Source organism: Rhodococcus sp. NPDC019647, assembly GCF_044389235.1.
GTDB classification, from domain to species: domain Bacteria; phylum Actinomycetota; class Actinomycetes; order Mycobacteriales; family Mycobacteriaceae; genus Rhodococcus_F; species Rhodococcus_F oxybenzonivorans.
On the sequence record NZ_JBIRXS010000002.1, the window covers coordinates 368,742 to 394,055 of the forward strand.

27 protein-coding genes are annotated in these 25,314 nt (G+C 64.2%); 12 read left to right on the forward strand and 15 right to left on the reverse strand.

Annotated elements, in window-relative coordinates:
- Nucleotides 1-30: 30 nt before the first annotated feature.
- The 4 genes from ACH49N_RS06395 to ACH49N_RS06410 are packed head-to-tail and all read right to left on the reverse strand — an operon-like array spanning nucleotide 31 to nucleotide 5,187.
- The gene (locus ACH49N_RS06395; protein ID WP_358271156.1) at nucleotides 31-1,455 is read right to left on the reverse strand and encodes an aldehyde dehydrogenase family protein; all 1,425 of its coding nucleotides are present in this window, start codon (nucleotides 1,453-1,455) and stop codon (nucleotides 31-33) included.
- Nucleotides 1,456-1,474: 19 nt separating this feature from the next.
- Nucleotides 1,475-2,446: an aldo/keto reductase gene (locus ACH49N_RS06400; protein WP_358271157.1), complete on the reverse strand. Its 972-nt coding sequence runs from the start codon at nucleotides 2,444-2,446 to the stop codon at nucleotides 1,475-1,477.
- Nucleotides 2,447-2,465: 19 nt separating this feature from the next.
- A complete protein-coding gene (locus ACH49N_RS06405; RefSeq protein ID WP_358271159.1) occupies nucleotides 2,466-3,878 on the reverse strand; it encodes an acyl-CoA reductase in 1,413 nt (470 codons plus the stop codon).
- Between the two features lie 10 nt (nucleotides 3,879-3,888).
- Nucleotides 3,889-5,187 carry a hypothetical protein gene (locus ACH49N_RS06410; protein ID WP_358271161.1) on the reverse strand — a complete coding sequence of 433 codons (1,299 nt, stop codon included), beginning with the start codon at nucleotides 5,185-5,187 and terminating at the stop codon, nucleotides 3,889-3,891.
- Nucleotides 5,188-5,306: 119 nt separating this feature from the next.
- On the opposite strand from ACH49N_RS06410, the gene ACH49N_RS06415 reads away from it, so the two are divergent.
- The gene (locus ACH49N_RS06415; RefSeq protein ID WP_358271162.1) at nucleotides 5,307-5,987 is read left to right on the forward strand and encodes a TetR/AcrR family transcriptional regulator; all 681 of its coding nucleotides are present in this window, start codon (nucleotides 5,307-5,309) and stop codon (nucleotides 5,985-5,987) included.
- A 27-nt stretch (nucleotides 5,988-6,014) separates the two neighbouring features.
- Here the strand turns inward: ACH49N_RS06415 and ACH49N_RS06420 are convergent, their stop codons facing one another.
- Nucleotides 6,015-6,632, reverse strand: coding sequence for a helix-turn-helix domain-containing protein (locus tag ACH49N_RS06420; protein ID WP_358271164.1), 618 nt, complete (start codon nucleotides 6,630-6,632; stop codon nucleotides 6,015-6,017).
- 4 nt (nucleotides 6,633-6,636) lie between these two features.
- Nucleotides 6,637-7,113 (reverse strand): VOC family protein, encoded by a 477-nt coding sequence (locus ACH49N_RS06425; protein ID WP_358271166.1) that lies wholly within the window; start codon nucleotides 7,111-7,113, stop codon nucleotides 6,637-6,639.
- A 108-nt stretch (nucleotides 7,114-7,221) separates the two neighbouring features.
- Between ACH49N_RS06425 and ACH49N_RS06430 the strand changes: the two genes are divergently transcribed.
- From ACH49N_RS06430 to ACH49N_RS06445, 4 genes are read left to right on the forward strand one after another with little or no spacing between them, the layout of a single operon-like run.
- Nucleotides 7,222-8,523, forward strand: a complete 1,302-nt coding sequence (locus tag ACH49N_RS06430; protein ID WP_358271168.1) for an acyl-CoA dehydrogenase family protein — start codon at nucleotides 7,222-7,224, stop codon at nucleotides 8,521-8,523.
- Nucleotides 8,520-9,536, forward strand: a complete 1,017-nt coding sequence (locus tag ACH49N_RS06435; protein WP_358271170.1) for a phosphotransferase family protein — start codon at nucleotides 8,520-8,522, stop codon at nucleotides 9,534-9,536. Before ACH49N_RS06430 ends, ACH49N_RS06435 begins: the two co-directional genes overlap by 4 nt.
- The gene (locus ACH49N_RS06440; RefSeq protein ID WP_358271172.1) at nucleotides 9,533-10,300 is read left to right on the forward strand and encodes an enoyl-CoA hydratase-related protein; all 768 of its coding nucleotides are present in this window, start codon (nucleotides 9,533-9,535) and stop codon (nucleotides 10,298-10,300) included. Before ACH49N_RS06435 ends, ACH49N_RS06440 begins: the two co-directional genes overlap by 4 nt.
- A 7-nt stretch (nucleotides 10,301-10,307) precedes the next feature.
- Nucleotides 10,308-11,282 carry an NADPH:quinone oxidoreductase family protein gene (locus ACH49N_RS06445; protein WP_358271174.1) on the forward strand — a complete coding sequence of 325 codons (975 nt, stop codon included), beginning with the start codon at nucleotides 10,308-10,310 and terminating at the stop codon, nucleotides 11,280-11,282.
- 60 nt (nucleotides 11,283-11,342) lie between these two features.
- Here the strand turns inward: ACH49N_RS06445 and ACH49N_RS06450 are convergent, their stop codons facing one another.
- The 9 genes from ACH49N_RS06450 to ACH49N_RS06490 form a co-directional block, all read right to left on the reverse strand.
- Complete coding sequence (locus tag ACH49N_RS06450) at nucleotides 11,343-11,843, reverse strand: hypothetical protein (RefSeq protein WP_358271427.1); 501 nt, start codon at nucleotides 11,841-11,843, stop codon at nucleotides 11,343-11,345.
- A complete protein-coding gene (locus ACH49N_RS06455) occupies nucleotides 11,840-12,445 on the reverse strand; it encodes a helix-turn-helix domain-containing protein (RefSeq protein ID WP_358271176.1) in 606 nt (201 codons plus the stop codon). Before ACH49N_RS06455 ends, ACH49N_RS06450 begins: the two co-directional genes overlap by 4 nt.
- A 106-nt stretch (nucleotides 12,446-12,551) precedes the next feature.
- On the reverse strand, nucleotides 12,552-13,700 hold the full coding sequence (locus ACH49N_RS06460; RefSeq protein ID WP_358271177.1) for an acyl-CoA dehydrogenase family protein: 1,149 nt from the start codon (nucleotides 13,698-13,700) through the stop codon (nucleotides 12,552-12,554).
- A 14-nt stretch (nucleotides 13,701-13,714) separates the two neighbouring features.
- Entirely contained in the window at nucleotides 13,715-14,860 is a 1,146-nt protein-coding gene (locus ACH49N_RS06465; protein WP_358271179.1) for an acetyl-CoA C-acyltransferase, read from the reverse strand.
- Nucleotides 14,853-15,701, reverse strand: a complete 849-nt coding sequence (locus ACH49N_RS06470; protein ID WP_358271180.1) for an enoyl-CoA hydratase — start codon at nucleotides 15,699-15,701, stop codon at nucleotides 14,853-14,855. The genes ACH49N_RS06465 and ACH49N_RS06470 overlap by 8 nt, the downstream gene beginning before the upstream one ends.
- A gap of 23 nt (nucleotides 15,702-15,724) precedes the next feature.
- Nucleotides 15,725-16,951, reverse strand: coding sequence for a CaiB/BaiF CoA-transferase family protein (locus tag ACH49N_RS06475; RefSeq protein ID WP_358271182.1), 1,227 nt, complete (start codon nucleotides 16,949-16,951; stop codon nucleotides 15,725-15,727).
- The gene (locus ACH49N_RS06480; RefSeq protein WP_317766655.1) at nucleotides 16,951-17,718 is read right to left on the reverse strand and encodes an SDR family NAD(P)-dependent oxidoreductase; all 768 of its coding nucleotides are present in this window, start codon (nucleotides 17,716-17,718) and stop codon (nucleotides 16,951-16,953) included. Before ACH49N_RS06480 ends, ACH49N_RS06475 begins: the two co-directional genes overlap by 1 nt.
- Nucleotides 17,718-18,884: an acyl-CoA dehydrogenase family protein gene (locus ACH49N_RS06485; RefSeq protein WP_358271429.1), complete on the reverse strand. Its 1,167-nt coding sequence runs from the start codon at nucleotides 18,882-18,884 to the stop codon at nucleotides 17,718-17,720. Before ACH49N_RS06485 ends, ACH49N_RS06480 begins: the two co-directional genes overlap by 1 nt.
- A 95-nt stretch (nucleotides 18,885-18,979) precedes the next feature.
- A complete protein-coding gene (locus ACH49N_RS06490; protein WP_358271184.1) occupies nucleotides 18,980-19,294 on the reverse strand; it encodes a hypothetical protein in 315 nt (104 codons plus the stop codon).
- 371 nt (nucleotides 19,295-19,665) lie between these two features.
- On the opposite strand from ACH49N_RS06490, the gene ACH49N_RS06495 reads away from it, so the two are divergent.
- Genes ACH49N_RS06495 through ACH49N_RS06525 form a run of 7 tightly spaced genes read left to right on the forward strand, consistent with a single transcriptional unit; the run spans nucleotide 19,666 to nucleotide 25,313 of the window.
- Complete coding sequence (locus tag ACH49N_RS06495; protein ID WP_159919389.1) at nucleotides 19,666-20,199, forward strand: carboxymuconolactone decarboxylase family protein; 534 nt, start codon at nucleotides 19,666-19,668, stop codon at nucleotides 20,197-20,199.
- 4 nt (nucleotides 20,200-20,203) lie between these two features.
- Nucleotides 20,204-21,472: an aromatic ring-hydroxylating dioxygenase subunit alpha gene (locus ACH49N_RS06500; RefSeq protein ID WP_159919387.1), complete on the forward strand. Its 1,269-nt coding sequence runs from the start codon at nucleotides 20,204-20,206 to the stop codon at nucleotides 21,470-21,472.
- On the forward strand, nucleotides 21,456-21,779 hold the full coding sequence (locus tag ACH49N_RS06505) for a hypothetical protein (protein WP_159919385.1): 324 nt from the start codon (nucleotides 21,456-21,458) through the stop codon (nucleotides 21,777-21,779). The genes ACH49N_RS06500 and ACH49N_RS06505 overlap by 17 nt, the downstream gene beginning before the upstream one ends.
- A gap of 4 nt (nucleotides 21,780-21,783) precedes the next feature.
- Nucleotides 21,784-23,016, forward strand: a complete 1,233-nt coding sequence (locus tag ACH49N_RS06510; RefSeq protein WP_358271187.1) for an amidohydrolase family protein — start codon at nucleotides 21,784-21,786, stop codon at nucleotides 23,014-23,016.
- Nucleotides 23,003-23,419, forward strand: a complete 417-nt coding sequence (locus ACH49N_RS06515) for a nuclear transport factor 2 family protein (RefSeq protein ID WP_358271188.1) — start codon at nucleotides 23,003-23,005, stop codon at nucleotides 23,417-23,419. The genes ACH49N_RS06510 and ACH49N_RS06515 overlap by 14 nt, the downstream gene beginning before the upstream one ends.
- Nucleotides 23,416-24,513 carry an acyl-CoA dehydrogenase family protein gene (locus ACH49N_RS06520; protein ID WP_358271190.1) on the forward strand — a complete coding sequence of 366 codons (1,098 nt, stop codon included), beginning with the start codon at nucleotides 23,416-23,418 and terminating at the stop codon, nucleotides 24,511-24,513. The genes ACH49N_RS06515 and ACH49N_RS06520 overlap by 4 nt, the downstream gene beginning before the upstream one ends.
- Nucleotides 24,510-25,313, forward strand: a complete 804-nt coding sequence (locus ACH49N_RS06525; RefSeq protein WP_358271192.1) for an acyl-CoA dehydrogenase family protein — start codon at nucleotides 24,510-24,512, stop codon at nucleotides 25,311-25,313. Before ACH49N_RS06520 ends, ACH49N_RS06525 begins: the two co-directional genes overlap by 4 nt.
- Nucleotide 25,314 lies beyond the last annotated feature (1 nt).

Consider the following 25,314-nt stretch of genomic DNA (forward strand, 5'->3'; position numbering starts at 1 on the left):
ATCATGTGTAGAAGATCGATCCGCTTCGCGTCAGAGTTTGACCACGACGGTCTTCGTGGCGGTGAAGGCGTCGAGGGCCTCGTACCCTTTTTCACGTCCGTATCCGGACTTCTTGAAGCCGCCGAAGGGAAGTTCCACACCACCACCTGCGCCGTAGGTGTTGACGTACACCTGACCTGCCTCGATGTCCGCGGCCATCCGGTGCGCCCGAGAAAGGTCGGCGGTCCACACCGAGCCGAGCAGCGCATACTCGGTGCCGTTCGCCAGTGCGACCGCCTCCTCTTCTCCGGCGAAAGAGTTGACCACGAGAACGGGCCCGAAGATTTCCTCCTGAGCGATCGGTGAGGCCGGATCCACGTTGTCGATGAGGGTCGGCGCGAAGTAGGCGCCGCCGGCGAGCGATTCGTCCTCAGGGACGATGCCCCCGCACACTATTTCACCCTTGGTGAGATCGTCGACCATGGATTTGACCCGGCCCTGCTGCTTGGCCGACACCAGCGGACCGAGTTCTTTGTCGTCGACACCGGCTCCGATGGTCACGTGGGAGAAGTGTTCGGCGACCCGATCGACCATTTCGGCATGGACGGACTGGTGAACGAGCAGACGCGAACCTGCGGAGCAGGTTTGCCCGGCGTTCTGCAGGATTGCCTTCGCCACTGCCGTGGACGCTGCGTCCAGATCGGCGTCCGGGAAGACGATCTGCGCGGACTTACCCCCGAGCTCGAGTACCACGGGAACGACACGGTCGGCGGCCGCACGCGCAATCACAGCGCCGATCCGGGTCGACCCGACGAACCCGATGTGGTCTACCCCGGTATGCGTGGACAGTGCCGCGCCGGTTTCGGCGCCGATCCCGGTGACGACGTTGAACACACCGGGCGGTAAGCCCGCCTCGATAACCAACTCCGCGAACGCCACTGCGGTGCGGGGTGTTTCGTCCGCTGGTTTGGCCACCGAGCAGTTGCCGGTCGCAATGGCGGGTGCCACTGCGCGCGCGAGGAGCTGCATCGGGTAGTTCCAGGCCACGATGTGGGCGGTGACCCCGAATGGCTCACGCCGGGTGTACACGTGCAGGTCGGCCGAGAGCGGAATCGACTGACCGTAGTAGGTGTCGATCGCGTGCCCGTAGAAGCTGAAGTAGCGTGCCGACACGTCGACGTCGTTGCGCGCCTGGCTGAGAGGTTTGCCCGAATCCTCGCTCTCCATCCGTGCAAGGTGTTCCTTGTCGCGCAGGATCAGGTGTGCGATACGGGTGAGGATGTTTGCACGATCCTCGGGCTTGGTGCGCCGCCACGACCTGTTCGCCGCGCGGGCCGCGGACACCGCGGAATCGACCTGCTGCGCCGTGGCACGTGCGACGGTGCCCAGGGAACGGCCCGTGGACGGGTCGATGTTCTCGTACCACTCGGGGGAATCGACAGATTCTCCATTGATGAACGACCGTGTAGTCGCCATGATCGTGGTTCCTTCCCAATCAGGTTGCGGTGTCGGCATCCGACGAGAACATCGCCCGACGCTCGTGCAGGAAGTCGTGCGGATAGCCGAGCCGCACACGTGTGGCCGCGTCGAGCCGCTCCATATGTGAGTCGTCCAGATGGACACTCAGTGCGCCGAGATTGTCGTGGATCTGGGTCACGGTACGTGCGCCGATCGACGGCATCAGCCCCTGGCGCAGCACCCATGCCAGCGCTACGCGCGCGGAGGTGGTTCCGAGTTCTTCGGCGATTTCGACGGCAGCGTTCACACCCCGTTGGTGAGACGGGGACAGCCGTTCCATACCACCGGGAACCTTCCCGGCCAATACCCCGCGTGCGAGCGGACTCCACGCGTAGACAGCCAGGCCGAGTGCCCTTGCCATGGGCAGGAGCTCTCGGTCCGGAGTCCTTGCGACGAGCGAGTATTCGACCTGCATACCGCAGAACGCGGACCAGCCCCTCAACTCGGCAATGGCGGCCGATCGGGAGACGACCCAGGCGGGCGTGTTGCTCACGCCGATCGCGAGGACCTTGCCGGATCGCACCAGGTCGTCGAGTGCACGCAATGTCTCTTCGACGGGAGTGCACTGGTCCCACGCATGTACCCACAACAAGTCCACATAGTCGGTGTCCAGCCGTCGCAGGCTCGTCTCGACGCTGCGACGCAGGCTCTTGCGGTGGCTGCCGCCCGAGTTCGGATCGTCCTTGTGGGTCGGCAGCGTGAATTTGGTACTCAGGACGACAGAATCGCGCTCACCCGCTACCAGTCGCCCGACAATCGACTCGCTCGCGCCTTCGGTGTAGTTGTTGGCCGTGTCGACCACGTTGCCGCCCGCGTCGCGGAAGGCACTGTAGATTTGCCGCGACGTCTTCTCATCCGCGCCGAACCCCCACTCCGTCCCGAATGTCATTGCACCCAGGCAGAGCTCGCTGACACGCAGGCCGGACGAGCCCAGCACACGCATCCCCATTCCCCTCCTGTGATCCGAGTCAGGCATCGTCGTCCACCACCCAGTTCACAAATCGATGGAGGGGATACATACCGTCGTGAGGGCTGCCCATGCTGCCGGTGAGTGCGCTGCCGAGTTTCACGACACGCTGCACGCCCGCCGTGGCGAGATGATCGCGCACCTCGGCCTTCCGGTGTGTCGGGTAGATGCCGACCGTCTGCGTCGCCACCGTCGCGAAGGCGGCGGCGTCGCCCATCGACGCGACCGGCACGACGTTGACCGTCTTGTTCGTCGGGTGGAAGTCGACCGGCTCGGGCGAGCGCACAACCAGGCCGCTACCGTCGTAACCTCCCCAGACCCGATAGTCGGGTTCGAGGAAGCGCATTCCCTCCACCTCCTCACGAATGTCGCTGGGAGTCTTCGGCCCGGTTGCCTCCGCGAAGTCCCGGTCGACACCGAGTCGTGCGGTGAGCGCGGCACAGAACCGGTCGACCTGCCCGATGTCACCCTCGACCGCGATGTGCCGAGCGGCGACGCACGCGTCCTGGTTGAAGATCGTGGCGTCGGCTGCGGCGAGTTCGGCCACCTGCTGCAGGGTGTCCTCCGATGCGAACGCCTCCCTGCCGACGATGGACATCGACACCTTGGGGTCGAACGAGATCAACTGGAATCCCGGCCCTGCGTACTTCGCGGCATTCTCGATCGCGGAGCCGCCACCCCAGGCCACCAGCTTGTCGAAGTACTGGGAGCGGTACAGCACGTTCTCGACCTGCGCGTCGCCCCCGCGCCAGTAGACAGCCGACATCGACCGGAGAATCGGGTGATCGGGCTCGATGTCCGACATGGTTCGAAGTACGGCAACCGTCGTGAAGGGATCAGCAGAGGGCATCTTGAAGACGTTCACCGCCTTGACAAGTGCTGCGTCGGCGATCGAGGTCATGGCTGCGCTCGGTGAGTTTCCTGCGAGCATGTGGACGAGCCGGGGTGGGAAGGCCCGAATCCGGCTCACCCTTCCGTTCGGATCGGTGCGCTCGACCCATCCGTCGAGTAGATTCCGGTCACCGAACGTGCGGTCGAGCCGGTACTCGAGCGCCTCCCTGGTCAGGAACTGCCCGGGCCTGGCGAACGTATTCTCGATGATTCGGCGGGGCAGCGCGCTGACCTGCAGGGTCATCTCGAGCGACTCCTGCAGATATTCGTTCGTTTCGAGCGTGAGATGATTCGCGGTCTCGACGAGAAAGTCGATGATCTCCGAGACTGGAACGTCGAATGCCGGGCCCTGCTGGGTGCGCGGAACGAACAGTTCGTCGAGCTTCAGGCGCGGTGTGGCAAAAGGCACGCCGAAGTCGCGGGAGAGATATTCGGTGTCGTCACCCCAGATCAGCTTGCCGCGCACGAAGTGGGGTACACGGATCTTGGACGTACTCGGGGTGAGCGTGGTTGTCGTCGTCATGGTTTCGTCCTCAGTCCTCGATGAATCCACGGACGTAAGCATCCGTGGTGCCGGCACAGGTGATCTTGTCGTCGTCGACCAGATCCGAGTACCGAGTGATGTCGGGGGCGATCGACGGCCCCGATCGGCCGCAGGCGCACGCGCCGAGATCGACGCTGATCTTGTCGCCGGTGATCGTCCCGCCCCAGCGGCCATCGACGGTCGTGTCGAAGAATGCGGCACGACCCTCGACCTGTCCGTCCGATTCCGGTGCCGGCGCCTCGCCGTTCTTGTCGAGTACGAAGAGTACGAGTTCGGAGGGCACGTGGTAGCGCTCGGCGGAACAGCGGGGAAGACGCAGATTCAGCTCCTGCATGGAGTAGTAGTGGAAGAACCTGCTCGGTGAGATATTCAGCATCCGGTAGATCTGCGCTTGATAGTCGGCGGGCAAGGAGTGGCCTTTCAATCCGCCGCCCACCGTCAGCGCATTCTCGCCGGTGATGTCTCCGTCTTTCGCTCCGAGTTCGCGCAGTATCTCCGTGAGCCGAAACAGGCTTGCGAACTGGGAGCTGAAGAAGATTCGCTCCGAACGATGTTCGAGTATCTGCTCTGCCCAGTAGTGCAGGCGCCGCTCGTTCTCCGCCTGCCGCTTCGCGGCCTCTGCCTCGTGCGCCGCGAGCTCGTCCGGTGTGGCGGTCCCGTCGGCCATCGCCTTGCGCACCGCGGACAGGCGCGCCATGTAGGCGTGGTGCCCGTCGGCGGGGGGCGCGGCCGGAAAGGGTGGGATGCCGTCCGGTCGGCCGTAGGAGCCGAGGAGCAGGTCGCGCATGGCATTGTGTCCGCTGAGCCCGGTCTCCGGACCGACAGGAATGAAATGCCACGTGCGTTCCGGCGGTAGACCGAGATCGGTCAGGCCGTCGAGCATGTTCTGCAGCGACACTTCCCGGTCACGCGGAGACTTGTTCAGAAAGGAACTCTTCCCGCTGGTGCCGCTCGAACTCGACACCAGATGTCCGGCAGCTTCCAACCTGTCGATCAGGCCGTCGACGTCCGCGACGCCGGACAGGTCGACGTCGGTGACCCGGTGGGTCGAGAGGGAATCGAGCCAGCGAGTGAGCTGCCTCCAATTGCCCTTCGCGATCAGCGATTCGGGGTAGCTCTTGTAGGCGGTATGCGGGAAGAGCAGGGGAATCATGTCCTCGCGGGACGCGATTCTCTCGATTCCCTCCGCATCGGCCCGCTGCGCGAGAAAGGGCACCTGCCGGCGCCGCTCCTGAAAAAGCGCATCCAGTGTCTCGATGACATTCCGCTGTTTCGTCGTTCCTGACATTGTGCCTCCGGCCTCGTAAGCGCAAATAACTTTACCCACGGTCAAGTTTTGCTAACTTTACCCACGGTATAGTTATTTTGTCCACAGCCGTCCCGGACTCGGCTGGCAGACTTACCGGCATGACGTCGCCGAAGTCCCGCTCTCGTACAGACGACTCCACGCCTCACCGCGGCGGCCGTCCCACCCGGGAGCAAGCCACGCGGATCGATCGAAGCGTCCGCGAAAGCGCGCTCGAGCTCTTCCTCCAGTACGGCTACGAGGGCACGTCGATGAATGCGATCGCCGAGGCGGCCGGCACCACCAAACCGTCCCTGTACGCCCGCTTCCCCACCAAGGAGGCAGTCTTCCGCTCGGTACTCGAATGGGCGATACAACGCACCGACTGGCCGGTTCCCGAACCACCCGCGCCGAGCCTCGACGACTTGGAGGAGGCCTTGACCGCGATCGCGTCCGCCGCGCTGAGTCGGGCGCTCGAACCCTCGATGATCAGGCTCGAACAGATCGCTATTGCCCATGCGTCGCACTACCCGGAGCTCGCCCGCCGGACTTTCGGGACCGGATTCTGGCCGCGCAAGCAGCTCGTGGTCGACCTACTCAACCGGCACGCGGCAGACGGCTCGATCGTGGCCGAAGACCCCGACCTGCTCGCGGAACACTTCCTCGGGATGGCCTCGGTCGCGCCGGCGCGCCTCGCGTCCTTCGGCATCGTGCACGACCCTGAGGAGCGGGCACGCCACACCCGTTCGGCGGTGCAGCTCTTTCTTCGCAGCCTGCGGCGCGTCGACGACGAACGGACGTGACCCGGAAAGCAACGGCCGGTCGGCGCATTACCGCCCGGCTGCTCCGGCTCTCAGGCAGAACACGGTGATGCGATCGATGTCGGTCGCGGTCGGCTGAACCCGCCGCCAGAGGTAGTCCGACAACGTGCCGATCATCGCGTGCGCTGCAAGGGAGGCATCGAATTCGGGCGCCTCGCTTCCCAACTGCCTGAACGGTTCGTGCAGCAATCCGGCCAGCGGATCGCTGGCCGACCGCAGGCCCGACGCCGCGTCCTCGCCGAGACTGCCGGCATTCCACAGGACGGCGCGCGTGGTCTCCGCGACCTCACCGGTGGCCTGGGAGATCACACCCTCGACCCAGCGGCGAACCTTTGCCTCAGGCGCGGACTCCTTGTTCATCTGGTGCGCAACGTAATTTCGCAGCCGCTCCGTTCCGTCCTCGAAGAGCGCTGCCACCAGCGCATCCTTCGACCGAAAATGACGATAGAACGCCTCGTTCGACAGGCCGGCCGCAGCGACAATGTCCGCGACCCGCGGGCGGGAGGTCGTTCCGCACGCCCGCATCACCTCGAGCGCGGCGTCGAGCAACCCACGGATTTCCATGGCATAGATCGCGCCGCGTTTGGCCAACGCGCGCTGAGCAATACGGTTCGCAAGATCCTCCATCGCGTCAGTGCGCTTCGGCTGGACCGCGCGAAAGCCGCTCGGGGCGGGCCCAGCACCGCTGAAGCCCTGGCTGCGCCACACGACTCACCAATTCGATCCGAAGGCCCGTCGTCGCGCTGCGATGGAAAGTGAAGAACGGCTGCCCGTCGGAACCCACCCGGGTCGCCTCGGTCACGAAACCGCAGCGTACAAGTTTTCCAGCGTCCGCCGCGACGTCGTCGGACCAGTAGCCGGCGTGGTGAATGCCCGGCGCTTGTTCCCACAGAGTTCCGGGGACGCTTCGCACCACTTCAATTCGAGGTGTGGTGACGGAGTATGCGCAGCTGAGATCGACGACGGTGTCACCGTCCGGCACAGTCACCGCGATCGGACCACCTACTTCGTCGCCCCACTCGTACCCGAACAGGGCGCGGAGCTCCATCCGGGTCGCTTCGGGTTTGTCGGTGACGATGCCGAGATGAAAGAGATCCTCAGCCTTCATCGGCCGGCCCCGCCCAACCCCGCGCGGCTTCAAGAAGCAAACTCCGCAAAATAAGAATTGCATTTGTGTTCACGAGAACGATATTCTCATGCTGACGAAGGAGGCGCAATGGCATGGGATTTCGAGACGGACGCTGAGTACCAAGCGAAACTGGACTGGGCGGATACGTTCGTACGCGAGGAGGTCGAGCCACTCGATCACATCTGGGAGCACCAACAGTTCGTTCCCCTCGACGGGGCGCGACGCAAGGCTATCGACCCATTGAAAGACCAGGTTCGGAAACAGGGCCTCTGGGCCACCCACCTCGGACCCGAACTCGGCGGCCAGGGATACGGAGCGCTCGAGTTGGCGCTCCTGAACGAGATACTCGGCCGATCTTCATGGGCACCGATCGTGTTCGGGTGCCAAGCGCCGGATACCGGCAACGCCGAGATCATCGCCCATTACGGCACCGAAGCACAGAAAGAGCGCTATCTGCAGCCGCTGCTCAACGGCGAGTTGTTCTCCACCTATTCGATGACCGAGCCCCAGGCAGGCGCCGACCCAGCCCAGTTCACCACGCGAGCGGTCAAGGATGGGGACCACTGGATCATCGACGGCTGGAAGTACTTCTCCTCCAACGCCAGAACCGCATCCTTCCTGATCGTCATGGCCATCACGAACCCCGACGTCAGCGTCTACAAGGGCATGTCGATGTTTCTGGTCCCGGCGGATACGCCCGGAATCGACATCGTTCGCAACGTCGGCCTCTACGGGGAAGCCATGAACGACGGTACCCACGCCCTCATTCACTACGACGGTGTCCGGGTTCCCGAAGAGGCAATGCTCGGTGGAGAAGGTCAGGCTTTCGCCGTCGCTCAGACCCGCCTCGGTGGCGGCAGGATCCACCATGCCATGCGGACGATCGGTCTCGCACAGAAGGCCCTCGACATGATGTGTGAGCGCGCCCTCAGCCGCGAAACCTCAGGTAGCCGCCTCGCGGACAAGCAATTCGTCCAGGGCTATATCGCCGACTCCTACGCCCAGTTGGCCCAGTTCCGGCTCTTCGTGCTGCACACGGCCTGGAAAATCGACAAGTACAACGACTACAAGAAGGTTCGAAAAGACATCGCCACCGCCAAGGTCATCATGCCGACCGTTCTGCACGACATTGCCTGGCGCGCAATGCAAGTACACGGAGCACTGGGCGTGACCAACGAGCTGCCGTTGTTCCAGATGATTCACGGCGCCGCCGTCATGGGCCTCGCGGACGGCCCCACCGAGGTGCACAAGACCACAGTGGCCAAGCAGGTACTTCGCGATTACAAGCCCAACGACGACCTCTGGCCCTCGGAATGGATCCCGAAGAAGCAGGAAGCCGCCAAGGCGAAGTTCGCCGAGTACCTCGAACTGGAAGTAGGAAATTTGTGATCGACTTTCAACGCCTGTCGGACTGGATGGACGGTCAGGGGCTCGGCAAGGGGGCCCCGCTCGAACACCGATACCTTTCCGGCGGAACACAGAACGACATCTACGAATTGACCCGCGAAGACCTCCGCTGCGTGATCCGGATACCACCGCCCGAAGCGCCGGCGAACCGCGACAAGGGGATTCTGCGGGAGTGGCAGATCATCCAGGCACTCGAGGGCACCGATGTGCCACACACGGAGGCCATCGCGGTGTGCGAAGACGCATCGGTCCTCGGCCGGCCGTTCTACCTGATGGGATTCGTCGACGGTTGGTCACCGATGGAGAACAGGAACTGGACCACCCCCTTCGACACCGACCTCGTGGCCCGCGCCGGACTCGGCTACCAATTGGCCGAAGGCATCGCCCTCCTGTCCGCGGTCGATTGGAAGTCCAGGGGTCTCCAAGACCTGGGCCGCCCCGAGGGCTTCCACGAACGCCAGGTCGACCGCTGGACCGGCCTTTTCGCGAAGATCAAGGGCCGCGAACTCGACGGTTTCGATGTGGCTACCGACTGGCTGCGCAACCACAAGCCGCTCGATTTCGTCCCCGGCATCATGCACGGCGACTATCAATTCGCGAACGTCATGTTCCAGGACGGTGCACCGGCGAAACTGGCCGCGATCGTCGACTGGGAAATGGGCACGGTCGGAGACCCCAAGCTCGACCTGGCTTGGATGCTCGAGGGCTGGCCTGCGGACACCAGCACCCCGGAAGCTGCCACCTGCAGCTACGTCAACCTGCAGGGGATGCCGTCGATGGATCAGCTGGCAGGACACTATTCCGACGTCTCGGGACGCCAGGTCGACGATCTCGACTACTACCGGATCCTCGCCAAATGGAAGTTGGCGATCATTCTCGAACAGGGATACCAGCGTGCAGGCGACAACGAAAAGCTCCTCGCCTTCGGGCCCATCGTCGTCCAGTCCATGATCGCGGCCGCCGAGCTCGCCGAAACGACGGAGTACAAGTCATGACCGACACCGCAGAACTCGTACAGGAACGCCACGGCGCCATTCGGGTCCTTCGCCTGAACCGACCGGAGGCACGGAACGCACTCACCAGCACGCTGATGCGTGACCTCGGCACCGTCGTCGTGGAGGCCGAAGCTGATCCGGGCATTCGCGCCATCGTCCTCACCGGCGCGGGCGACCGCGCATTCTGCTCGGGGATGGATCTGCGCTCCTTCGCGGAAGAAGGCGAGGGTGGTTTCAACTCCGAGGGTTACGCGCGACTGGCTTCGGGACAACTGACCCTCCCGGTTATCGGTGCGGCAAACGGCACGGCCATCGGCGGCGGACTCGAGCTGCTGCTCGGGGCCGATGTCATCGTCGCTTCGTCGACCGCCAACTTCGGCTTCCCCGAGGTCAAGCGGGGTTTGTTCCCCGGTGGCGGCGGAACGACCATCGGCACGAGACTCCCGTTGCACGCCGCGCTGGAAATGACGCTCACGGGCGACTTCATCACCGCAGACCGTGGCTACCAGCTCGGTTTGATCAATACCGTGGTCGAAGCTGATGCTGTGTTGGACACCGCCCTGGGATTCGCCGAGCGAATCGCCGCCAATGCACCCCTCGGACTCGCTGCGTGCAAGGAACTCGTCCGCCTCTCGGTCTCCGATGCTGCCCGGGCCGCGGAACGACTCACCGACTGGCAGTCCATCGTATTCACCAGCGCAGACGCCAAAGAAGGCGCCGCGGCGTTCATCGAGAAGCGCGCACCGATCTGGCAGGGCCGGTGATCTGACAGTGCGTGCCGCAGTCTGTTCCTCGTACGGGCCCCCCGAGGCTGTCACAGTTGAAACGCTTCCCTCACCTCTCTTGGAACCGGGTCAGGTGCGGATCAAGATCGGAGCCGCAGCCGTCAACTTCTCAGATGTACTGCTGATTGCCGACAAGTACCAAGTCAGTGTCCCACCACCGTTCACACCAGGAAGTGAGTTCGCGGGCGTCGTCGAGGAAGTGGCCGAAGGAGTCAGCGCAGTCTCCGTGGGCGACCGGGTCACCGGAACCGGGTTTGTCGGTGCCTTCGCCGAGGAGATCGTCGTGGCCTCCGACAAACTCACCCTCAAGCGGATCCCGGACGGCATCGATGCACACGTCGCCGCTGCTTTCGGCGTCGCACACCGCACGGCCTACCACACACTTCGCTCGGTGGCCCGCCTGCGGCCCGGGGACGAACTGATCGTTCTCGGGGCGGGCGGCGGAGTCGGCATCGCCGCTGTTCAACTCGGTATCGCACTCGGTGCGTCCGTCACCGCGGTCGCGTCGAGCACCGACAAGCTCGTAGTCGCCGCTTCATATGGAGCCGGCCACCTCATCGATCACCGATCCGGGGATCTGCGCACCCGGCTGAAAGAGGCACTTCCCCAGGGCGCAGACGTCGTGGTGGACCCGGTGGGAGGCGACCTCTCCGAGCCTGCACTCCGCGCGCTACGCCCGGGCGGCCGCTTCGTTACGGTCGGCTACGCCTCCGGCGTCATCCCGTCCATCCCGCTCAATCTGGTGCTGGTCAAAGGCATTCACATTTCCGGATTCCAGTTCAAGGACATCCCAGCCGACGAATTTCATCGTAACGAACAGGAACTGACCGACCTGCTACTCGAGAATCGTGCAGTCCCCCACATCGGCGCGTCGTATCCGCTCGAGGACACGGCGGACGCTCTTCGGCTCGTCGCCGACGGCAACGCTATCGGCAAGGTACTCATCGACTGCGAGTCGTAGTGCGGTGTGACTCCTCCGACGCAGTCGGAGGAGTCACACCGGTGACCAAAAACCTAGCCGTCAAGCTATGTCGGATATCGACAACGACGGCCAGTTGAGCAGCTCGTTGTGGCGGAAGGTCTCCGTCGCACCGATCGAATCGACCGAAACGGCAGCCGCCGCGAGGGCATGGGCCTTGAAAGCTCGGGCGGCCATACTCAGCCGGTGGCTGCCGGCACCGAATCTCTCGTCGAGGTCATCCGGGAACGTATCCCCGAGCAGCATGACCTCGGTTTGACCTTTGTCCAGGTTGTCGAGCACACCCTGTCGCACGCGGGAGTCGGTTTGGTACAGATCCGCCGACACTGCGATCACCTGTGGACAAGGACCGTGAGGGGAGGCCAACGCCGATTCCAGGTCGAGGGTGATCGCTCCCAGAATCTGGAGTGGCCGCGCGTCCACGTGGTCCGCGACGATGACCGAGACATCCCAGCCTGCCATTGTCTGGTCGAACAGCCACCCTCCGGCGAGCCGTACAACGTCGACCACGCTGGGTGCGACGACGGCAACCCGATACCTCAGGCTTCGCTGTCGGGCGCGAGCTGTCGAGTCAGCGATCGTGCATACTCCCTGAATACGTCGGTCACGGGGATCGAAGGGTCGAGTAGCCATGAGGTCTCCATTCCTCTGAGAAACGCAACAATCTCTACGGCCTTGAGGGCCGGGTCTACATCGGTTCGGTATCGGCCGGCGCGTTGACCACGCCGGATGCCTTCTGCCACGGCCTCGACAGAGGCCCTGGCTCTGCCGAGTAGGCGGTCGTGCAGCGGCGCGTTGGAATCGAGGTTTTCGATCTGGAGGGCGGCGAACATGCCGAGCAGCTCGGGTGAGCGCTGGAATCGCTCAGCGACCCGCTCGATCTGCTCGATGAGATCACCCGAGCGGTCTGCGTGAGCGTCGTCGTCGGCATCGCGGGCGTCGAGCACCGCGTGCAACAGCTGCTCCTTCGACTCGAAGTGATGCAGCAGTCCAGCAGGGCTGACCCCGACCGCCTTCGCGATCTGAGCCAACGTCGTGTTGCGCCAGCCGTTCCGCGCCAACAGCCGCTGAGCGGCGGTGATGATCAATTGCCGTCGATCCTCACCCTTCGCCAGAAGCGTGTCATACGGCCGTGGTTCCGACACCGGACTCCTTCGTTGGACCAACCTACTGAACACACAGTAGGTCAGTTCGTCCGGTGTGACAAGGATCTCTTTCGTTGTTACGCGTGGCTACAGTCACATGCGGTCGTCACAGTCCTAGAGACTTGGCGATGATTACCTTCATCACCTCGCTCGTTCCCGCATAAATTCGGGCGACGCGCGCGTCCGTGTAGAGGCGTGCTATCGGGTATTCGGTCATGAAGCCGTAGCCGCCGAACAGTTGCAGGCACCGATCGACGACACGCGCTTGCATCTCGGTGCAGAACAACTTGACCCTCGCTGCGTCGGCACCGGACAACTCGCCGTCCACGAGATCGAGCACCGCCCGGTCGATCATCGACTGTGCTGCCTCGACCTCGGCGGACATGGCCGCCAGCTCGAACTTCGTGTTCTGGAACGAAGCGACGGGCGTGCCGAACGCCTTACGTTCCTTGACGTACTCGATCGTCGTCATCACTGCCGCCCGCGCCTGGGCGACCGAACCGACCGCCACTGTCATTCGCTCCTGCGGCAGATTTCGGCCGAGGTAACCGAAGGCGGCACCCTCCTCGCCCAACCGGTTGGCCACCGGAACGCGGACGTCATCGAACGACAGCTCGACGGTGTCCTGCACCATGCAGCCCATCTTGTCGAGAATTCGACCGCGCGTGAACCCGGGCATGCCGTCCTCCACGACCAGCAGGGTCAATCCAGCGCGCCGATTGTCCGGATCGGTCGACGTCCGAGCGACGACGATCACGAGGTCTGCGAGCAATCCCCCCGTGATGAACGTCTTGGCACCGTTGACGACATACTCGTCGCCGTCCCGCACTGCGGTGGTGCGAACCCCCGCGAGGTCGGAGCCCGTACCCGGTTCGGTCATCGCGATAGCCGTCAGCAACGTGCCTGCCGCCAGACCGGGAAACCAGCGGCTCTTCTGCGCGTCGTCGGCATAGGCGAGAAAGTACGGAAGTATGACGTCGAGTTGGGTACGGACCGTGCTCAACGTGACCAGAGCGCGGGCCGCCTCCTCCTGCAGGATGACGTTGTAGCGGTAGTCGGGCAGCCCCGCTCCCCCGAACTCTTCGGGGATGGCGGTACCCAGTAGTCCCAGGGATCCGAGCTGCTCGAAGACCGCACGTGGCATCCGCCCTGCCTTCTCCCAGATCGGATAGTCGGGGACGACTCGCTTCTCGATGAAGTCGCGGGCAAGTTTTCGGAAAGCTTCGTGGTCCGCGGTGAAAACGTCTCTGCGCATGTCGATTCCTTCCCTTACGCCGACAGCTCGACCAGGGTGGCATTGGCGGTGCCGCCGCCCTCACACATCGTCTGGAGGCCGTAGCGGATCCCGTTGTAGCGCATGTGATGAATCATGCGGGTCATCAGAATGGCGCCCGATCCGCCGAGCGGGTGACCCAGCGCGATCGCGCCACCCAACGGGTTGACCAGAGCGGGATCGGCACCGGTCTCCGCGAGCCAGGCCAGCGGCACCGAGGCGAAGGCTTCGTTCACCTCGAAAACGCCGACCTCCGGGAGGTCGATGCCCGCCTTGTTCAGCACCTTCTCGGTCGCCGGAATCGGTCCGGTCAGCATGAGGACCGGATCTGCCCCTGTGACGGCACCGGCGCAGTACCGCACGATCGGCGTCAACCCCAGTTCGCGCGCCCTGTCCGGTGTCGTGACGAGCAGAGCGGCTGCCCCGTCGGCGATCTGCGAGGAGTTGCCTGCGTGGATCACACCGTCGTCCTGGAACACCGGCTTCAGCGCAGCGAGCTTGTCGACGTCGGTGCCCCGTCGCACGCACTCGTCGACGGCGACCACTCCCGCCTCAGTGGATACGGGAACGATCTGGGTGTCGAAGGCACCGTCGTCCAGGGCGGTTGCCGCACGGTCGTGTGAAAAACTGGCGAATTCGTCGAGCCGGCTCCGGGACAGACCCCACTTCTGGGCGATCATTTCCGCGCCGACACCCTGGTTGAACTGGAAATTGTCGTAACGAGCAAGCGCTTTGGGCCCGTAGGGCGCGCCGGAAGCTTTCGCCGCTCCGAGCGGCACCCGGCTCATGACCTCGACACCGCCTGCTACGACGACGTCCTGCTGCCCCGACATCACCGCGTGCACCGCGAAATCGATCGCCTGCTGGCTCGACCCGCACGCTCGATTGATTGTCGTTCCGGGAACGGTCTCGGGCCACCCCGCGGCGAGTACGGCGTAGCGGCCGATGTTGCTCGACTGATCTCCGACCTGGGAGACGCACCCCCAGATCACATCGTCGACGATGCCGGGATCGAGCCGGGTGCGTTCGGCGAGCGCTGTGAGAACCATTGCCGACAGGTCTGCCGGGTGCACGCCGGACAGTCCGCCGTTCCGCTTCCCCACCGGGGTACGGACCGCCTCGACGATTACTACCTCACGCATTGACTTCTCCTACTGTCGGTCTGTCCATGGTTCGAAGGTCGGCGGCGTCGCGCGCACGGGCGACCGCCCAGCGACCCGTGAAATGTGGTTCGCGTTTCTCCGCGAAAGCGGCGTATGCCTCCGGAGCATCCGCGGTGGCGAAATTGACCATCTGCGCGCGGGCCTCGTTCGCCAGCGCATCGCGCATCGTTCGGTCGGCTCCCTCGTTGAGCAGCGCCTTGCTCTGCGCGAGCGCAACCGGCGGGCCTGCCACCAGTCGCTCGGCGAGGTGGGTGACGAAACCATCGATGTCCGCGGCCGGCACCACCCAGGTCACGAGATTGAGGGCGTGTGCTTCTTCGGCGTCGATCATCTCGGCCAGTAAGGCAAGTCGCTTCGCCTGCTGTAGTCCCACCAGTTTCGGCAGCAGCCAGGAGCCGCCCAGATCCAAGGACAACCCACGCCGCGTAAAGATTTGGGAGAACTTCGCTTCCGGCGTGGCAATCACGAAATCGCATCCCAGTGCCAGGTTCCATCCCGCACCGACAGCCACACCGGTCACCTTGGCGATCGTCGGTTTCGGCAGCTCGTGCAACAGCATCGCTACGTCGGTCAGGCGCCGCATCTTGTCTGTCGGGTGGTCGTCGCTCGGGGCAGCGATGTCAGCGCCCGAGCTGAATGCCCCGCCGGCCCCGGTGACAACCACCGCACGTACCGCACGATCGGTTCCGGCTGCGACGAGCGCATCCCGCAATACGGTCCACAGCTCCGCGTTGATGGCGTTCTTGCGTTGCGGCCGATTGAGCGTCAGAGTTCGCACGCCGTCGCGGTCCCGGCACAACAGGATGGAACTGTCAGTCACAGTGTTTTCCCTTCACAGGCACATCAGCGGTAGACGGGCCCGACGGCGCCCTGCTCCCGCAGCCGGGCGAGGTCGGCTTCCGCGATACCGAACTCGGTGAGTACGGAGTCGGTGTGCTCCCCGAGACCCGGCACCGCCGCCATCGGCGGGTCGTAACCGGCGATGATGGGCGGCGGCAGCAGTGAGGGGATCGGCCCTGCCGGTGTCTCGATCTGCCGCCAGCGGTCGCGCGTCGTGAGCTGCGGATGCCCCAGAACCTCACTCGGGAGGTTGTACCGAGAGTTGCCGATACCCGCGGCGTCGGCAGTCTTCTGCACGTGGGCGAGGTCGTGGAGCGCACACCATGCACCGATGGCCTCGTCGAGCTCTGCACGGTGCATGACCCGGCCGGAGTTCGTCCCGAATCGGTCGTCGTCGGCAAGGTCACTGCGCTGCAGTATGTCCCGCGCCAACCGCTGCCATTCCCCGTCGTTCGTTGTGCCGAGTACCACGGTTTGTTCATCGGCGGTCCGGTAGGCGCCGTACGGCGCGACCGCAGGCGACGACATTCCGAGCGGCTGCTGATCTACCCCGGAATGCCGTGTGTAGGTGAGGGGATAGCCCATCAGTTCCGTCATGGTGTCGAACATGCTGACTGTGACCGCACCGAAACGAGCACCCAGTTCAGGGTGACGCCCCTTCGCGCACAGCAGAGCGAGGATCGACAACGCGGCATACAGTCCAGAACTGACATCGGCTACCGGGGGACCCGGTTTGGCCGGCTCACCCGGAAATCCGGTCACCGCGCATGCGCCCGACTCCGCCTGCACGAGAAGGTCGTACGCCCGCTTGTGTGACAGTGGCCCGCCCGACCCATAGCCGTCGATCTCGACCGCGACGAGCTCCGGGTAACGCGTTGCCAGATCTGCGGGCGCGATACCGAGCCGGGAAGTGGCCCCCGGCGCGAGGTTGGACACCAGCACGTCGGCATTGCCGAGTAACCGGTGCAGCATCTCGATCCCGTCGTCTGTTTTCAGGTCGAGTGTCACGGACTCCTTACCGCGATTGGCCCAGACGAAATGGGCTGCCATGCCGTCGACGACGTCGTCGTAGTGGCGGGCGAAGTCACCACCTCGCGGATTTTCCACCTTGATCACGCGGGCACCGAAGTCCGCGAGCGTCTTGGTGCACATCGGGGCGGAGACGGCCTGCTCGATCGTGACGACCGTGATGCCTTCGAGTGGGCCACCCGACGCCGCAGGTTCGGCCATCACATCACCATGCCGCCGTCCACCGGCAGCACCTGCCCGGTGACGAAGGAGGCGGCATCGGAGGCGAGGAAGACGAAGGCACCGGCGATCTCTTCGGGTTCAGCCCAGCGCCGCAGTGGGATGCGGTTCAGCATCTGGGCGGCGAACTTTTCGTCCGTACGTATGGTTTCCGTCATCGGGGTGGCAGCGAGCGGTGCCAGCGCGTTGACGAGGATGTTCTTGCGGGCCAGTTCACGCGCCAGCGACTTTGTCATGCCGATGATCCCGGCTTTGGCGGCGGAGTAGTTCACCTGACCGAGCGTGCCGGTAATTCCGGCCGAAGAGGTCACGTTGATGATCCGTCCGGTCCCATCGGTGGCAAGGAACGGCAGTGCTGCCTGGGCGCAGTGGAAGGCTCCGAGCAGGTGGATGTCGAGCATCCGCTGGAAGGACTCCTCCTGCAGATCGGCGAACATGGCCGGTGCAGTCACTCCGGCGTTGTTCACGAGTACGTGGAGGACGCCCTCGGTGAAACCGGCAGCCCTGGCCACCGCCGCGTCGGCGGAGTCCTTGTCGCGGACGTCCAAGGCGATGCTGTCGGCCTTACCCCCGCGCGCCGAAATCTTCTCGGCCACAGCTGCAGCGGCGGCGGCATCGACATCCGTGACGAGCACGGCAGCGCCCGCGGCAGCGAGTGCCTGCGCAACTGCCGAACCGATACCCCCGGCGGCACCGGTTACCAGCGCAGACCGTCCGGTCAGATCGAACAACCCAATATTGTCGGCCATCAGTAGCTCCTCGGCAATCCCAAAGTGTGTGATCCTAGATAGTTCAAAATCATTTCCTGACTGATCGGTGCAATTCGCATCAGTCGGGCCTCGCGGAAGTAGCGGGCGACATGATATTCCTCCGAATACCCCATTCCCCCATGGGTTTGCAGCGCTCGGTCCGCAGCCGCGAATCCGGCCTCTGCGCAGAGATACTTGGCGGTGTTCGCCTCACGCCCGCACGGCTGACCGTTGTCGTAGAGCCAGGTGGCCTTTCGAAGAACCAGTTCGGCCGCGTCCAGATGCGCCAAGGCATCGGCGAGTGGAAACTGGATGCCCTGGTTCATTCCGATCGGCCTGCCGAACACTTCGCGTTCCTTGCCGTACTTCACTGCCTTCTCGAGCGCCACCCGGCCGATCCCCAGCGCTTCGGAGGCGATGAGCATCCGCTCGGGGTTCAGGCCGTCGAGCAGATACTTGAAGCCCATGCCTTCCTCGCCGACGCGGTCCTCGACGGGAATACGGAGATCGTCGATGAACAACTCGTTGGAGGTGACCGCATTTCGCCCCATCTTTGCGATCGGACGGATATCCACCCGGCTGCGATCGAGATCGGTGAGAAACAGCGTCATCCCATCGGTCTTCTTGGATACGTCGTCGTAGCGTTCGGTGCGGGTCAGCAGAAGAATTTTCTCCGACTCCATCGCCTTCGAGATCCACACCTTGCGGCCGTTCACCACGTAGTGGTCGCCTTGCCGCCGCGCGAAGGTCGAGATGCGCGAGGTATCCAGCCCTGCGCCCGGCTCGGTAACCCCGAAACAGACGTGGAGGTCGCCGGAAGCGATGCGCGGTAACGTCCGCTGCTTGAGTTCTTCGGATCCGTGCACCACAACTGGGTGCATTCCGAAGATCGACAGATGAATGGAGCTTGCGGCGTTCATACTGCCGCCGGACCGGGCCACCTCCTCGAGCAGCAACGTTGCCTCGGTGATGCCGAGCCCGTGCCCGCCGTACTCCTGCGGCATCGTCATTCCCAGCCATCCACCGTCCGCGATGGCGTCATAGAACTCCGTGGGGAACTCGTGTGCGCGGTCCTTCTCCATCCAGTACTGGTCGTCGAACCGTTTCACCAACTCGCCGACCGATTTCCGGATCAATTCCTGATCCTCGGTCAGCTCGAAACTCATGCCACCGGGCACAGCCATTACTCTGCTCTCTCTCATTTCAGCCGGCCGCCGACAGGACCGTCGAACACGTCTCTGCGTGCCCAGACCGTTTCCGCTCAGTCGGAGGCGGGAAGGGCTTTTGCGGCCTTGATGGTCATGGGGACGCCGTCGCAGCTCAGCTCTCCCACGCCGGGGGACGTGCAGAGCACCTCCAGGGTCTCGCTCGCATCGACATAGCGTTTGCCGAGGACTGTGCGGGGATCGGTCATTCCGGCTATGGAAGGCCGACCGCCGGTAGCGGGGACCATCGGTGTGCCACCGCAGGCGATGAGCGGCGCACCCTCGGCCGGGGCACGCACGACGATCACTCGAGTGGAGCAGACGGTACTGGCGAGCTGCTCACCGGGACGCAGCGGTGCTGATGTGGTCACGATGAATCTCCCTTTCGACGAAGCGGTCAGCGGGCAGGTCGAGGACATGGGGACCGCAGATGTGAAGCGGCAGCATCACCGGGCGTCTCCGCTTTCCGACGTGGACACCCCACGATGGTCGCTCTCTTACTAGTTGGAAACTATCCTCTCGTATGCCGAGAATCAAGCTGTACAGAGTCGGATACACCCGGGCAGGAGGCTGCCATCCGGGCGGTGACCTCCGTCGAGATCGCACCGCCCGACGCTCGGCGAGGGATGCCGTTGACCGCGGTCCGAGGGCGGATTTACCGCAGAGATTGACTATCGGAGCATCTCGTGGAAACCTAGTGCTCATATTTGAGAATGCAATTCTCATCGAGAGGAGGTTACGAATGCCCTTACTGCCCCCGCTGCCCGCAGACCGCTGGGACGACAAAGCACGATTCGCCTTCGCCGGGATGCTTCCGAGAGAACGGCAGAATCCGGAAGGGGCGGGCACAGCGTTGGCGACACTCGCTCGCCATCCCGACCTGACAAAGGCATTTCTCGGTCTCAGCGTTCACCTGCTGTACCGGTCGACCCTGCCCGCACGCCTGCGCGAGCTGGCAATACTGCGGGTCGCGTATCGCCGCGACTGCTTGTACGAGCTGACACACCACACAGAGCTCGGCAGAGAAGTAGGACTGTCCGAGGAGGAGATCGCCTCCGCGCAGCGTGGCGAAGCCGCCGACGACTTCGAGCAGAAGTTGCTCGCGGCCGTGGACGAACTCGACGAGACGTCCCGCCTGTCGGACCGGACCTGGGCCGCGCTCGGTGAGCGTCTCGATGAACGGCAGCAAATGGACCTGGTCTTCACGATCGGCGGCTACACCATGATGGCCATGGCTTTCAACACATTCGGCATAGAGCTCGAACAGGAAAGGTAGACCCGTGCCCCACTTCGCGAAACCAGCTGCGGGAAGCTGGACAAAGAGTTTCCCCCAACTCGGTACCGAGCCGGTCGATTACACCGACTCCACTGATCCCCAGTTCTACGAAGACGAGCGGGTCGCAATCTTCAAGCGCACCTGGCTGCTGGTCGGGCGCGTCGAACAGGTGCCGAAGACCGGTGGTTACTTCACCAGAGAACTGAAGGCCGCCGACACCTCACTGATCATCGTCAAGGGGGCCGACGGTACGATCCGCGCCTTCCACAACGTCTGCCGCCACCGCGGTAACAAGCTGGTGTGGAACGACTTCCCGCAGGAAGAAACCTCCGGCACCTGCCGTCAGTTCACCTGCAAGTACCACGCGTGGCGCTACAGCCTCGAAGGCGAGCTCACGTTCGTGCAGCAAGAGGGCGAGTTCTTCGACCTGGACAAGAGCAACTACGGCCTCAAGGACGTGCGCTGCGAGGTCTGGGAAGGCTTCATCTTCGTCAACCTCGATCCCGAAGCAGTATCGCTGGAGGAATACCTCGGCGACTACGGCCAGAGCCTCAAGGGATACCCCTTCCACGAGATGACCGAGGTCTACAGCTACCGCTCCGACATCGCGAGCAACTGGAAGCTGTTCATCGACGCGTTCGCCGAGTTCTACCACGCGCCTGTGCTCCACCAGAAGCAGGCAACCAAGGACGAGGCCGACAAACTCATCGGCTACGGCTTCGAGGCACTGCACTACGAGCTGCAGACTCCCCACTCGATGATCTCCTCCTGGGGTGGCATGTCGCCGCCGAAGGATCTCAACATGGTCAAGCCGATCGAGCGAGTCCTGCGCAGTGGTCTCTTCGGTCCGTGGGATCGTCCCGACATCGAGGGCCTCGATCCGTTGCCGCGCGGCATCAACCCGGCCGGCGCAAAGCCCTGGGGCATCGACGAATTCGAGATCTTCCCCAACTTCTCGCTCCTGTTCTGGGCACCGGGCTGGTACCTCACGTACCAGTACTGGCCGACAGAGGTCGGTCGCCACACCTTCGAGGCGAACCTCTACTTCGTTCCCCCGAAGAACACGCGCGAACGCCTCGCGCAGGAGCTGGCTGCGGTGACTTTCAAGGAGTACGCACTCCAGGATGCCAACACCCTCGAGGCAACCCAGTCGATGCTTGCCACCGGCACCGTCACCGACTTCCCGCTCTGCGATCAGGAAGTTCTTCTCCGCCACCTTCACAAGACCGTCAAAGATTACGTCAAGGAGTACCGTGATGGCTCTGCCAACTGAGTTCGCCGACCTCGAGCCGTACGCCGGCTGGGCCCTGCAGACCGAACCCGAGCGCTACGCAAAACGCCTCGCCTCCACCATGCCCGAGATGCAGGAATTCTACGACGCCGCGTTCGGCCGCCTCGAAGACGCGATCACGTATTGCGACAAGTTCGACTTCGACGACCTGCCCGACGACGCCCGCTCCCTCGTGCACCTGATGCAGTCGCTCGTCATGGTGTCGTTCCCGATCGAGGTGTGGAAGCAGGCCCGGGTGCCCGACAGCGGCGCGGCGTGGGTCGATCTCATCAAGGAACCGGTGGTCTGACATCATGCTGACACTGAAGGCGGCCGGGCTACTCGACATCGATTCCGGCGAGATCATCCGACCCGGCATCCTCCACATCGAGGACGATCGCATTGTCGGTGTCGGCTCTGACGCCGGCAATGCCGGCGACCACGCGGAAGGGGAGGTGCTGGATCTCGGCGACCTGATCCTCCTTCCCGGCTTCATGGACATGGAGGTCAACCTCCTGATGGGTGGGCGAGGAGAGAAGCCCGTGTACTCCACCGTGCAGGACGATCCTCCGCTGCGCATGCTGCGTGCGGTGGGCAATGCCCGCCGCACGCTGCACGCCGGTTTCACCACCGTCCGCAATTTGGGACTCTTCGTCAAGACGGGCGGTTACCTACTCGACGTCGCGCTCGGCAAGGCGATCGACGCCGGCTGGCTCGACGGTCCCCGGATCGTGCCGGCCGGACATGCGATCACCCCCACCGGTGGACATCTCGACCCCACGATGTTCGCGGCGTTCGCCCCCGGTGTTCTGGACCTCACCATCGAGGAAGGGATCGCCAACGGGGTCGACGAGATACGCAAGGCCGTCCGCTATCAGATCAAGCACGGCGCACAGCTGATCAAGGTGTGCGTCTCGGGCGGGGTCATGTCGCACACCGGACTTCCCGGTGCGCAGCACTATTCGGATGAAGAACTACGGGCCATCGTGGACGAGGCTCATCGGCGTGGATTACGCGTCGCGTCGCACACACACGGCGCGGATGCGGTGCGTGCGGCGGTGGAAGCAGGCATCGATTGCATCGAGCACGGCTTCCTCATCGACGACGATGCCATCGACCTCATGGTCGAGCGCGGCACCTACCTGGTGCCCACCACCCGGCTCGCGGATGCCATGGACGTCTCGCATGCCCCTGCCGATCTGCAGGCCAAGGCCGCCGAGATGTTCCCTCGGGCACGCACTTCGGTGCTTGCGGCCTACAAGGCAGGCGTGAAGATCGCCGTCGGCACCGATGCACCGGCAATCCCTCACGGGAAGAACGCCGACGAGCTCGTCGCCCTCGTGGATCGAGGTATGCCGCCCTTGGCGGTGCTGCAGGCGGCGACCACCACAGCCGCCGATCTGATCGACGTGACCGACCGGGGACGGCTCGCGGAGGGCCTGCTGGCCGACATCATCGGTGTTCCCGGTGACCCGGTGGACGACATCACCGTGACCCAGAACGTGCGGTTCGTCATGAAAGGCGGCAAGGTCTATGTCAACAAATGACGACCTGATGGAAATTCAGCAGTTGCTCGCCCGCTATGCGGTGAACATGACCAAGGGCGACGTCGAGGGGGTGGTCGGTGTCTTCACTGCTGACGGCACCTACAGCGCCTTCGGTGACGCATTCCCCCTCGATCAGTTCCCCGAACTGGTTGCTGCCGCACCCAAGGGGCTGTTCATGACCGGTACCCCCCTCATCGAGTTGTCCGGTGACACGGCAACCGGGACCCAGCCACTGTGCTTCGTCGACGAGGCGACGCACGACATGCGCATCGGGTACTACAACGACACCTATGCCCGGACCGCCGACGGCTGGCGGCTTCGGACACGGGCCATGACGTTCATTCGCCGTAGCGGAGCGCATGATTCGGGGCGCCCGCACGCCTTCGAACGCCCTGGCGCATGAACGTCACGGAATTTCGGACAGGTCTGCGCGCCTGGCTCGAAGACAACGACCTGTCCGCCGGGCCCGATCATTCGCTCGACGGACAGGTCGCGCAGTTGGCCCGGGTGCGTGGCGCCCTCTACGACGCAGGTTGGATGCGCTACGGCTGGCCCGCCGAGGTCGGCGGCGTAGGCGGGCCCGCGGTGCTTCGCGCCGTCCTCGGCGAGGAAGTGGCGACCCGCGACCTGGCCGAGCCCGGAATTTATTCGATGATCGAAGTGCTCGCTCCGACCATGATCTCGTATGCCCGCCCGGAGTTGGCGGCCGAGATGGTGCCGTTGCTGCTCAGCGGCCGTGAGCAGTGGTGCCAGGGCTTTTCCGAACCCGGCTCGGGAAGCGACCTCGCGTCGCTGACCACTCGCGCGGAACCTCGCGGCGACGGCACATGGGTGATCAACGGGCAAAAGGTCTGGACGAGCCTCGCCCAGTACTCCACCCGTTGTGTCCTACTCACCCGCACCGCGCCGGGGCATGGCGGTATCACCGCCTTCTTCGTCGACATGAATACACCAGGTATCACTGTCAGGCCGTTGCGCACGATGCACGGCGTCGACGAGTTCGCCGAGGTGTACTTCGACGATGTGGTTGTTCCCGAGAATCGCATGCTCGGCCGCCTGGGCGACGGATGGCGGGTAGCCATGGACCTACTCCCTCACGAACGGTCCACCTGCTTCTGGCACCGAATCGCCTATCTGTTCACCCGTCTCGATCGATTGCTGACGGAATCGAATACCGCGACGTCGGACGACGGCGATCTCGGTGCGGCATACCTCGCACTCCACACTGCTCGGTGTCGCTCCCACGCCACCCAGCAACGACTGGCAGACGGGGCCCAGCTCGGCCCGGAGACCTCCATCGACAAGGTATTGCTGGCCACCGCCGAACAGCAACTGTTCGATACCGCCCGAGACCTACTCCCCGGGGTGCTCGAGCTCGGCGAGAACGAGTGGCGGACGGAATTCCTGTATTCCCGCGCCGCAACGATTTACGGCGGCACCGCCGAAATTCAACGCAACATCATCGCGCGCCGGCTACTCGACCTGGGGGCGGAATGACCGTGTACGACGTGGAGCTCACCCTCCTCGAGGACACACTTCGCAAAACGATGACCACCCGATCGGGCGCAGATCTCGATACCGCCCTCACCGAACTCGGGTGGCACGACATGCTCACCGAAATGCCGGACCTCGCCGTGCCGATGGTGTTCCGGCTCCTCGGAGAGACCGGCGCACACGGTCCCTTCCTCAATGACGTGGTGCTGGACGAGGCAGGACTTCCCGTCGGTGGCGCCGTCCCCCTGCCGTACACCGGAGACTCCTGGGTTCGGTGGGACCGCACCGACAAGGCGACCGCACCGCAGTACAGCGGCACCCTGGACAATGAACTACCGCTGGGAATCGTCGACGGCGGAAGTCCGGTCCCGCTCGCTGCCGGCCGCCGAGCGCTCGGGTGGTGGTTGACCGGCGCCAGCCGAGCCATGCTGTCCCTTGCTCGAACACACGCGTTGGGCCGTACACAGTTCGGTCGGCCCGTCGCCGCATTCCAGGCCGTACGGCATCGTCTCGCGGAGACCCTCGTCGCCATCGAGGGCGCCGAAGCAACCCTCGCCGCCGCCACCGACGACCTCGGCTCCCTGCTCGCCAAGGCTGCGGCCGGCCAGGCGGCGCTCACTACGGCTCGTCACTGCCAGCAGGTGCTCGGTGGGATAGGTTTCACCGCCGAACACGATCTACACCGGCACATCCGGCGCGCGCTGGTGCTCGACGGCCTCCTCGGCAGTGCGCGAGAGCTCACCCGCGAAGCAGGCGCGATGATCCGGGCCGAAGGATCGGCTCCGCGCCTCGTCCAGCTCTGAC